Genomic DNA, 11257 nt, shown 5'->3' on the forward strand with positions numbered 1-11257 from the left:
CCGTTTTTATTTTTTTAATCCTGACACTTTGTTATACGCATTCATCTAATTATTTACTCTTGTAGTAAAGCCTTAGAAAGTTGTAATTCGATTTACCATAAGACTCCGACTCTTCATTCATGTTTTTATCAAGTCGTATCGTAGATGCCTTGTCTGCAATTTTTTCCATGTAAAACTGCGGATATTGAATATCAACCAATGCATAACGGTTCACGGTTGCATCTTCAACATGTCGCAAGTCTGAATCTTGCAAAGCTAATAAATTTTTACGTTGCTCAGGCGCAACGTTGATTAAGAATAATGTGTTGTTTTCCCATATTTCTTGGAATCTAACTTCATCGAAACTGATATTGCCCAGAGCTGGATCTGCAACATAAACACGCCCATCTTTATAGGCTTTAAAAACCACAAAATGTTTAAAACCAGCATATGAAATGGGAACAATCGCAGGCTGACCTTGCTTAACTAGATCTGAAAACTCACCTTTGTAGCCCCCACTGTCTAGCCCGACAGCAGCGACAAAACGTTTCATGTCTAATAAGGAGAAACTTCGACGTTCGATAATTTTTTCAGTTTCACCAAATTTCAGCAAACCATTCATGGTCTGTTGCTCAGTTAGCTGTGTCCCGACATAACCATTTAATAAAGTGGTTAAGGCCGCCGAACCACAACTGTAGTCATAGGCTTGCCGAACGATGCCTCGAAATTGATCTTCTATGGCAGGTTTAATTTTTACAGATTCACGGTGCATCCGAGTAAAGGAATCATTTCGTGAATCCAATGTTTCAGTATAGTGAACTGTTCCGACTGGCTTTTCTTTTAAATCGAAGGACTCTTTGGCAAAGTAATACATCAATGCCGAGCCTACAGCTATCTCTAACATATCTTCTAACTTTTAGTTATCGGCAATGATGTGCCTTTTTTCATTATTTTTTAGAGCTAATGCTCTACATCCATGTATTATGCAAGATACCTTTTTTTTTATAAAAAAACAGCATTTTTTTATGCTTTATTGGGTCATTCCGCACTTTTTTGTAAAAAAAAGCGCGTGATCAACACGCGCCTTATTTTTATTCTAGATTATTTACTAGAAATTGTAATTACAGAACCTTGGTTATATACACCCATAGCTGGGCTGTAGAACGTTTGTAAGCCTTGAACTTCGATATCACCGATTGAACCAGCGTCTTTACTACCTAGATGAACACCTTTCACATAGTTATCAATTGGCCCAGAGTTGCTTACCATTTGAATATAACCATTGTTTGTGCCTTCTTTACCATAAACACGAACATCTTGGTTAATGGTTAAATCAGATTTACCCGCATCAGCAACTTTGATGCTTTCAATGAAGATTTCACCTGCTTCACGTGTAGCCGTTTTAGTTGATGCATCAAGGATTCCTAGATCTTTAATTTCTAAGCCACCTGTCATAGTTGTACTCAGTTTAATCATTGCACCTTGTGGAGCAGCACCCAACTGAACATTTGCAGTCATTGGACCCGTTTTTAGAGAAAGGCCAGATAAAATTGCATTGTAGTTGTTATCATCACCGCCACGACGAATACCCGTAGTACCCGCTGTACCAGATGCAGTTACACCAATTTCACCAATTTTGATATCTAAACCAGACACATCCGCTGCGATGTTAATGAATGCACCATTTGCACCAGTACCCGCATCAGTATCGATACGTAAATCAGCTAAATTACGAGAAGCTAGAAGATAAGCACCACCGTTATCATAGTTTGCACCAATGATGATACCTTTGTTTTCTAATGCATCACCAGCAATTCCGTTACCTTGAATAACGATCGCACCAGCAGTGCTTGTACCGCCCGAACCAGCATTAACACCTGCTGTGCCTTTTGCAGCTAAACCATCGTTATCGTGAATGAAAAGCTTTTCAATTTCAATTTTAGAAATACCAATCCCGATGTTAATACCATCTTGACCAGTGGTTGAACTAAGTGCAGCATCGTCCATTGCTTGCATAGCCATAGCATTCGCACTAAATGCGATTGAAGAAACTAGAGCTAATTTAGTGAAATTTTTCATACGGTACTCTCCCAAGAGTATTTATTTTTTTTGATTTTCAACCACTCGATTTATTCAGCTGTAATATTATTTTGTGACAACTGTTAAATCTTTCCTTGAGTTGTTTGCTCGCTCGATTAAATTATATCCAAGCTGAAATTTGTTCAACTGTCGTTGGTCGCAATCTAATTCTTACCGATAAACGGTATTTGCAAACCAAATGAATTAGGAATGGTATAAAATCCATTTTAGTCTTTAAATTTAATTTCTCTGTTGATGCAAAAACCGATTTCTTTTAAAAAATTTATTCTCAAACAAAATGTTAGTGCTCAAAATATTTTGCAAGCGCTTGCACCCTTGTCACATGTGATTTTTTTAGAAGATCAAAACCAACCTGTTATTTGCTTTTTGGCAAATCAATATCAACAATTGAAGAATGATGAACTTAAAGCTTATGTCCGTACCAATTTAGATCAATATGAGGAATCTGATACTCAGCCCTTGCAAAATATTGCCTTCCAAGATTTATGTTCAAACTTAGGCAGCGGGTTTTCTGGGGGCTGGGCTGGTTTTATTAGCTATGATTATGCAGCGCAGCAACAGATTTACCTGCATGCCAAAGCGCAACCTCGCTTGTTTTTAGGACAATTTTCTAGTTTCTTAAGACTAGAAAATGATGGTTGGTATTTTTATAGTTCTGATCATTCTGCAGCTAAGATTTACGACTACATTGATCACCTAATTCAAACCGAAATCGCTCAAGATCGATTTAAATTAACGCAAAAATGTACTGCAAGATGGTCCAAGTCAGACTACACAAAAGCCTTTGATCAAGTTCAGGAATATATTAAAGCGGGCGATTGCTATCAAATTAATTTAACACAAGAATTCACAGCTCAAGCAAACGGTTCACTCTTAGATACCGCTCAAGAATTTTGGTCACTGACTGATGCACCATATTCAGGCTACTTACGTATTAATGATTTTGAAATTTTAAGTTGTTCGCCTGAACTTTTTATAGATTTTAAGCCTAAACGCAAGATTATTACTAAACCAATCAAAGGCACGATGCCTCGCTATGAAGATCCAGTTTTAGATGCGCACTCAAAACAACGATTAAAATCATCTGAAAAAGATATGGCTGAGAATGTCATGATTGTCGATTTACTGCGTAATGATTTGAGTGTTTATGCTGAAACAGGCTCTGTAAAAACACCAAAACTTTTTGATATTGAAAGCTTTAATCAGGTGCATCACATGGTCAGTGAAGTTGAGGCCGTGCTGAAAACCGATGTAAACCCTTTTGAGGTTCTGATGTCAGCACTGCCGGGCGGTTCGATTACCGGCGCGCCTAAAATTCGCGCGATGCAAATCATTGATGAACTTGAAGGTGCTCCTCGCGGCGCCTATTGCGGCTCGATGGGTTATTTTAATCACGATGGCACGGGCTCTTGGAATATTTTAATCCGCTCTATTCAAAAATACCAAGATCAGGTTTCGCTGTGGGCAGGTGGCGGAATCACCATCGCGTCTGATTGCGATGCTGAATATCAAGAATGCTTTGATAAAGTCGAAGCGATGCTGGATTTGTTAAACACGTGGTATACGGAAGATTAAACAAAAAAGCGATTCAATTGAATCGCTTTTTTATAACCCTCCCCTTGCGAAGCAGTGCTTCTCACCTTTTCGAAAGGAAGATTAGGGTAGATTTAAATTTATAGTAACTTGCAGCAATCAAGCCAAAATATCGTTTTTCAAAGTATCTACAAGGCGCTGATTTTGTTCATCTGTGCCAATGGTGATCCGCAGGAATTGATTAATCCGCGGCTTATTGAAGTAACGCACAATAATCCCGCGTTCACGCAATTCAGCAGCCAACTCACCTGCATCTTTATTTGGCAATGAGGCAAAAATAAAGTTTGCCGCAGACGGCAATACCTTAAAGCCCAGCTCAGACAGCTGACCTACAAGTTTTTCACGGCTCGCAATCACCTTGGCATTTTGCGCTTCAAAATAGGCTTGATCCTCAAATGACGCCACGGCTGCTGCAATCGCAAAACGGTCCATCGGATAAGAGTTAAAGCTATTTTTTACCGCCTCAAGCGCTGCGATTAAATGCGGCTGTGCAATCGCGAAACCGACACGCAAACCAGCAAGTGAACGCGACTTAGACGTGGTTTGACAAACTACAAGGTTTTCATATTTCGCAACCAAAGCCACAGCAGATTCCGCACCGAAATCGACATACGCTTCATCAATCACAACCACTGAATTTGGATTGGCTTGCAACACTTCCTCAATTGCAGACAAACCTAAAGCAATGCTGGTTGGTGCATTCGGATTGGTAATAATGATGCCGCCATTCGGCTGTTTATAGTCATCCACCACAATTTCAAAGGCATCATTGAGCGGTAAAATTTTAGTATTGGCCGCAATGCCAAAAAATTGGCTATAAACCGGATAAAAACTGTAGGTAATATCTGGATACAAAACCGGCAGCTCTTGCACAAAAAAGGCTTTAAAAATATGCGCCAGCACCTCATCCGAACCATTACCAACAAAGACCTGTTCAACAGGCACATGCTGCTGTTTTGCAATCGCTTGCTTTAACTCAGACGCATCTGGATCTGGATATAAACGTAAAACATCAGCAGAATTTGCTAACACTTTTTGTACAGCTTCCACCACTTTTGGCGATGGCGGATATGGGTTTTCATTGGTATTGAGTTTTAAAATATTTTGGATTTTAGGCTGTTCACCCGGTGTGTACGGTTCTAATTCACGTACATTAGGGCTCCAAAAACGCATTTGTTCAGAGGTAATATTTGGCATTTTATTTTGCTCTTTTTCACCCTCTCCTAACCTCTCCCAAATAGAGAGGAATCTTCAAATATACTTTTAAATAGCTTTCGATCTATTTCAGTTTTTAACAGTATAAAACTCCCTCTCCTTTCAGGAGAGGGTTAGGGAGAGGTTTATAGTTTTGGAAAACTAAGTTTTTCACCTAGTCTATATTTTATTACTAATAACGATATCTCGCAGATCGCGCATGCGCATCTAAATTTTCCTGCTGTGCTAATGTATCAGCCGTTTTCGCTAAAGTTTTCACGCCATCTTCAGAGCACATGATTAAACTTGAACGCTTTTGGAAATCATAAACACCGAGCGGTGATGAAAAACGCGCTGTGCCCGATGTAGGCAACACGTGGTTTGGACCTGCACAGTAATCACCAATCGCTTCCGGTGTATATCGCCCCATGAAAATCGCGCCGGCATGGCGGATATCTTCAGCCATTTCTTGAGCTTCATCTAAGCACAGCATCAAATGTTCAGGCGCAACTTGGTTAATCAATTCGGCGCCTTCAGCACGGTCTTTGACTAAAACCAATGCGCCGCGGTTTTCGATTGAAGTACGCGCAATATCCGCTTTTGGTAACGCTTCTAAATGCTTTTCAATCCATTGTTCCACTTGATCTAAAAGATCCGCATCTGGCGTAATGAACACCGCTTGAGCCACAGTGTCATGTTCCGCTTGCGACAACAAATCCATAGCCAGCCATTCAGCGTTGTTTTGACCTTCTGCATAGACCAAAATTTCGGATGGCCCTGCAATCATATCAATACCGACTTGACCAAATACCGCACGTTTTGCTGCAGCAACAAAACGGTTGCCCGGGCCTGTGATTTTATCCACAGATGGGATGGTTTGTGTACCATAAGCCAATGCTGCAACCGCTTGCGCGCCGCCAATGGTAAATACACGGTGTACGCCGGCTAAGTAAGCTGCTGCCAAAACCAATGGATTCAAATCACCATTCGGCGCAGGCACCACCATAATAATTTCAGGCACGCCAGCAACATGCGCAGGTACAGCATTCATCAATACAGAAGACGGATAAGAAGCTAAACCGCCTGGTACATAGATACCTACACGGTCCAGCGGTGTGACCTTTTGACCAAGGGTATTTCCTAAAGCATCAACATAGGTCCAGCCGTCTTGCTTTTGCGCTTGGTGAAATTCACGAACACGGTTCGCAGCAAGTTCTAAGGCTTCACGCACTTCTGAACTTAAACCCTCAAATGCTGCTTTCAGTTGTGCTTGCGTCAGCTCTAATTCTGAGAATTGATGCGCTGGATGTCGATCGAACTGCTGTGTCAATTTAAGAACATGAGCATCACCATACTGACGAACATCAGCAATGATTTGGTCAACGGTTTTTAAAAGTTCTGGATCATTCACAGTTTCAAAAGCCAACAAGTCAGCAAAAGCTTGCTTGAAGTTTTGATCTTGAGTCGATAAACGTCGCATCAATTTACCCACAAGGTAATCTATTGGAAAAGATTAGTTTACCTGTTTTACAGCAGCTTGTGGACATCTATCGCATGTGTTCATGTGGAGTTTTATTGAAAATAACTTTCGTTAAAATTGATGAAAATACAGTTTTATCATTATTTTTCAGTTTTCATAAAAAAACCGCCCAAATTTGAGCGGTTTGATCAGCATAGCTAGAAACTTAACAACTTATGCTTTTTTTGCTTGCTCGCGTTCTTCCACGGCTTTTTCTAGCTGTGCAAGAATTGGATTCAACAAAATTTGTTTACGTTTAAAGCTTGCTTTGTTCACGATTAAACGTGAAGACACTTTACAGATTTCTTCCAAAGGCTCTAAACCATTGGCACGTAAAGTGTTCCCTGTATCCACAACATCGACGATGTAATCACCTAAACCAACCAAAGGTGCAAGTTCCATAGAACCATACAGTTTGATCACATCAACTTGCTCGCCTAAGCTTGCATAATATTGACGGGTTAAATTGACGTACTTAGTTGCAATCTTTAAACGACCTTTCGGACGAACCATGCCGACTTTACCAGCCGTCATTAACTTACAGTTGGCAATTTTTAAGTCCAATGGTTCATACACATTTTGTGCACCATGTTCCATCAGCACATCTTTACCTGCCACCCCAATATCTGCAGCACCATTTTCAACATAAGTTGGTACATCAGAAGCACGTAAAATTAAAATACGTACGTGCTTATGGGTCGTTGGAAAAATTAACTTACGAGATTTATCCGGATCTTCCAATAAGTTAATGCCAGCTGTCTCCAACAATGGCAAAGTTTCTTTTAAGATACGTCCCTTACTTAATGCTAAAGTTAAACCATGATCAAAATTGCCCATTACGTCAAAATTGGGATCATCGTTTCTCATATCGCTCATTAACTTACTCGCTTAATTTGGGCACCTAAACCTTGTAACTTCGCTTCAACATCTTCATAACCACGGTCAATATGATAGATACGGTCAATCAACGTTTCCCCATCAGCGGCAAGTGCTGCTAAAACCAATGAGAAAGAAGCTCGTAAATCAGTTGCCATCACCGGTGCAGCAGATAATTTCTCTACACCTGTAACAACAGCATCATTACCTTCAACCTGAATATTGGCACCCATACGTGCTAATTCAGGTACATGCATGAAACGGTTTTCGAAAATCGTTTCTGAAATTGTGGCAAAACCACGACCAATTGCATTCACCGCCATAAGCTGTGCTTGCATATCGGTTGGAAATTCTGGGTGTGGTAAAGTCTGGAAACTTACTGCTTTCGGGCGTTTACCCATCATATCCAGTTCAATCCAATCTTCACCGCGCGTAACTTCCGCGCCCATTTCTTCAAATTTATCCAGCACAGACTCCAACAAGTTTGGATCTGTATGCGTGGTTTTGATTTTACCGCCAGTTATTGCCGCAGCAGCAAGATAAGAACCTGTCTCGATACGATCTGCAACAACGGCATATTCACAGCCATGTAAGCTTTCAACACCTGTAACAACCAAAGTATCTGTGTCTAAACCTTCGATTTTTGCACCCATCTTGATCAACATATTAGCAAGATCAGTAATCTCAGGTTCACGAGCCGCGTTACGAATCGTGGTGACACCGTCTGCAAGAACCGCAGCAGTTAGAATATTTTCAGTACCACCAACTGTGACCATATCAAAGACAACTTCGCCACCTTTTAGACGACCATCCACTTTGGCATGCACATAGCCAGCTTCAACTTCAATTTCAGCACCAAGTGCTTCTAAAGCTTTTAAATGTTGATCTACAGGGCGTGAACCAATTGCACATCCACCCGGCAAAGACACTTTTGCACTACCATAGCGCGCCAATAACGGCCCAAGCACCAAAATAGATGCACGCATGGTTTTCACGAGTTCATATGGTGCAAATTGGTTATCTAAGCTAGAAGTATCTGCCTTAACCGTATCACCTTCATAACTGATTTGAACACCTAAACCTGCGATCAATTTCACTAAGGTGTTCACATCTTTTAGATTTGGAACATTGGTTAATGTAATAGGTGTATCCGCAAGGATAGTTGCAGCGAGTAATGGCAATGCAGCATTTTTCGCACCAGAAATACGAACTTCACCTTCGAGCTGAGTACCGCCCTGAATCAGAAATTTATCCATTAATTATTAAGCTCCGAATAAGCTTGCTTTGCGCCATTCTTCTTTGGTCATTGCACGAATTGTTACTGCATGTACTTCACCGCTGGCAATGTAGGAGTTCAAAGGTGCATAAACAGATTGTTGACGAGCAACAGGACGTTTGCCTTCAAATTGATCATCGACGATGCGAAGATCAAATTTGCCGCCTTGCCCACTAACTGCAACCTCAGCTTCTGGAAAAGCAGCTTTTAAAATTTCAGTGAGCTGTTCACTATTCATCACAAGACCCCATATAGGACTAACGGTGTAAAACCCGTCATTTTACTATAAATCTAAAAAATAATTCATTAGTCACATACATTATATATATAAAAAAAGAGGTTATAAAAAACCTCTTTTTGTACAATGTACAATCTAAACCGTTAAAGGCATATAAATGAGCTGCATTTTTCGATGTTTATGCAATTGTTTTTTTAATTTTTCAGACAATTTTTTGATCGAGGTATACATATCATCAGCGCAAGCTTGCGCAAAAAGTTCGGTCCCGGGTAATCGTATAATCGCTTCTGCAATATGATTATCACTGCCTTTTTTTGAACGTTTATCAACTTGATGATCTTTAGTCAACTTAACTTGCATACTATTGACCTGATCTAAATGTTTGGTCATTTCCGCAAATTTAAGACGAATATTTTCTTCTATTGCTGGCGTAATTGTTAAATGGTGGCCACGAATTGTAATCTGCATAATTCTATCCCTCACCTTCTTTCAGGACCTGAAAAGTTCAAGCCGAATTATCCAACTCAATATGCGAAGCATACATTTACACGATCAGATCATTTCGGCTATTCCTTATATAAAAAAGAGATTCATTATTTCGTCATAATGAACCTCTAGAATAGTCAGATTTTCAATTTTAGATCAACACTTTTCGCTCTGAAGATGATGGAATATGTAACGATTCACGATACTTCGCAACCGTACGACGAGCAACATCAATACCTTCCGCATTAAGCAAAACTGCAATTGCATTATCAGACAAAGGCTTACGTGTATTTTCTTCTGCAATCAGCTTTTTAATTTTTGCACGAATTGCAGTCGAAGACGCTTCCCCACCCGATGACGTTCCAACATGACTTGAGAAGAAATATTTCAACTCAAATAATCCACGTGGTGTGAGCATATATTTATTTGTGGTTACACGGGAAACTGTGGATTCATGGAGTTCGACTTCTTCGGCAATGTCACGTAGTACTAAAGGCTTCATTGCCTCAGGACCTTGTTCAAAGAACGCTCGTTGATGCTCCACAATACAGGTTGCTACTTTTAATAAAGTTTTATGTCGTTCATCAATGCTTTTAATGAAATTCTTAGCTTCAAGCATTTGATTACGTAAATATTGATTATCATCACTTTGATCTGCACGCTTGATCATATTGGCATAAAAAGAATTTACCCGCAGTTTTGGCATCACATCAGGATTTAATTGAACCAACCAATGTTCATTCTTTTTTAAGACCACAACATCTGGAATTTGATAGTCTGAATCTTTATCTTCAAATTCTTGCCCTGGATGCGCTTTTAATGTTTTTAGCAAAGAAATGGCTAGTTTAAGCTGTTCCGTATTTAAACCGGTTTGCTTAATCAACTTGGGTAATTCATTACTAATCAGCAATTCATAATTTTTCAATAATAAAATAGCTTCATATCGATATTCGATATGCTCAGGAAGATTTTCAACTTGTACCATTAGACATTCAGCAAGATTACGTGAGCCTACCCCTACAGGATCTAGACGCTGAATATGCTTTAAAACCACCAAAACTTCGTCATCTTCGACTTCTTCTTCATAATCCATAGAGTCTAAAAGATGCTGAACCGATTGTGTAATTTCATTTAATTCGCAATCTAAAAAACCTTTGTTATCTAGTGCATCGACAATACAGTGCGCAATTAATTTATCGATCACAGAAAAGTGTAAAAGATTAACTTGCTCAAGCATATGCGCTTGTAAACTTTGATGCCCCTGCCGATTATCTTCGCGCTCTTCAAATTCAGCAGCACCTAAACTTGTGGGTTGATGGGTATATACATCATCCCATTCTGTATCCACTGGTAACTCATCAGGTAAATGATCGGCATTTAATTCATTGGTTAAGTCTTTATTTTCCCGTTCTTGTTCTTGCAAGCTATTTAAACTTTCAACGGTATTCTGTTCTTCAACTTTCTCTAATAGAGGATTACTGTCGAGTTGGATTTGAATTTCTTGTTCCAATTCCAAACTTGAAAGCTGTAATAAACGAATAGCTTGTTGTAATTGAGGTGTTAATGATAAGGAATTGGCAACCTTTAACCCCATCGCTAATTTCATTAATAACTCCCCCTATAATTAACCGCACTTTATAAGCAATTTTTATGCCGTTTTATTTTTTATAGCATAATTTTGAACAGAACGCCCGATTTTTTGTCTTTTGTAGACTCATTATTCAGCTAATTTATTCTTTTATTAGGAACAATTCGCCTTATAAATGAATTATTTAGTTTGATATATTATTAATTTCACTCTATTTCCCTCTCCATTTTTCTTCCCTCTTTCCCTTTTTCACCGTACAAAAAAAAACACCCCCTGAGATATCAGGGGGTGTTTTCGAATAATGAGCTGGCGATGACTTACTCTCACATGGGTAACCCCACACTACCATCAGCGCTAAGAGGTTTCACTTCTGAGTTCGGGAAGGGATCAGGTGGTTCACTCTTGCTA

At 39.6% G+C, this 11257-nt stretch carries 10 protein-coding genes and 1 rRNA gene; 1 reads left to right on the plus strand and 10 read right to left on the minus strand.

Translation table 11 applies throughout. From position 1 onward, the window contains the following. Window positions 1-49: 49 nt before the first annotated feature. Window positions 50-883 carry a C39 family peptidase gene (locus tag FTU02_RS06525; protein WP_111884773.1) on the minus strand — a complete coding sequence of 278 codons (834 nt, stop codon included), beginning with the start codon at window positions 881-883 and terminating at the stop codon, window positions 50-52. A gap of 197 nt (window positions 884-1080) precedes the next feature. Beyond that, complete coding sequence (locus tag FTU02_RS06530) at window positions 1081-2058, minus strand: DUF6160 family protein (protein ID WP_180156384.1); 978 nt, start codon at window positions 2056-2058, stop codon at window positions 1081-1083. Between the two features lie 255 nt (window positions 2059-2313). Here FTU02_RS06530 and pabB point away from each other — a divergent pair, with 255 nt between their 5' ends. Next, window positions 2314-3654 carry an aminodeoxychorismate synthase component I gene (gene pabB, locus FTU02_RS06535; protein WP_180120400.1) on the plus strand — a complete coding sequence of 447 codons (1341 nt, stop codon included), beginning with the start codon at window positions 2314-2316 and terminating at the stop codon, window positions 3652-3654. 117 nt (window positions 3655-3771) lie between these two features. On the opposite strand, the gene hisC is transcribed toward pabB, so the two are convergent. From hisC to rrf, 8 genes are all read right to left on the minus strand, one after another. After that, a complete protein-coding gene (hisC, locus tag FTU02_RS06540; protein WP_180156386.1) occupies window positions 3772-4869 on the minus strand; it encodes a histidinol-phosphate transaminase in 1098 nt (365 codons plus the stop codon). A gap of 190 nt (window positions 4870-5059) precedes the next feature. Beyond that, on the minus strand, window positions 5060-6358 hold the full coding sequence (gene hisD, locus FTU02_RS06545; protein WP_180156388.1) for a histidinol dehydrogenase: 1299 nt from the start codon (window positions 6356-6358) through the stop codon (window positions 5060-5062). A 201-nt stretch (window positions 6359-6559) separates the two neighbouring features. Then, complete coding sequence (gene hisG, locus FTU02_RS06550; RefSeq protein ID WP_180103104.1) at window positions 6560-7261, minus strand: ATP phosphoribosyltransferase; 702 nt, start codon at window positions 7259-7261, stop codon at window positions 6560-6562. After that, complete coding sequence (gene murA, locus FTU02_RS06555; RefSeq protein ID WP_180156390.1) at window positions 7261-8517, minus strand: UDP-N-acetylglucosamine 1-carboxyvinyltransferase; 1257 nt, start codon at window positions 8515-8517, stop codon at window positions 7261-7263. Before murA ends, hisG begins: the two co-directional genes overlap by 1 nt. A 6-nt stretch (window positions 8518-8523) precedes the next feature. Continuing rightward, window positions 8524-8775 (minus strand): BolA family iron metabolism protein IbaG, encoded by a 252-nt coding sequence (ibaG, locus tag FTU02_RS06560; protein WP_078191194.1) that lies wholly within the window; start codon window positions 8773-8775, stop codon window positions 8524-8526. A 135-nt stretch (window positions 8776-8910) separates the two neighbouring features. Continuing rightward, window positions 8911-9243 (minus strand): ribosome hibernation-promoting factor, HPF/YfiA family, encoded by a 333-nt coding sequence (hpf, locus tag FTU02_RS06565; RefSeq protein WP_078191195.1) that lies wholly within the window; start codon window positions 9241-9243, stop codon window positions 8911-8913. 169 nt (window positions 9244-9412) lie between these two features. After that, window positions 9413-10867, minus strand: coding sequence for an RNA polymerase factor sigma-54 (locus tag FTU02_RS06570; RefSeq protein WP_180156392.1), 1455 nt, complete (start codon window positions 10865-10867; stop codon window positions 9413-9415). 286 nt (window positions 10868-11153) lie between these two features. Further along, window positions 11154-11257, minus strand: a 5S ribosomal RNA gene (rrf, locus tag FTU02_RS06575); the annotation flags it as partial.

The organism is Acinetobacter sp. YH12045 (assembly GCF_013419925.1).
Classification (GTDB): Bacteria; Pseudomonadota; Gammaproteobacteria; order Pseudomonadales; family Moraxellaceae; genus Acinetobacter; species Acinetobacter amyesii.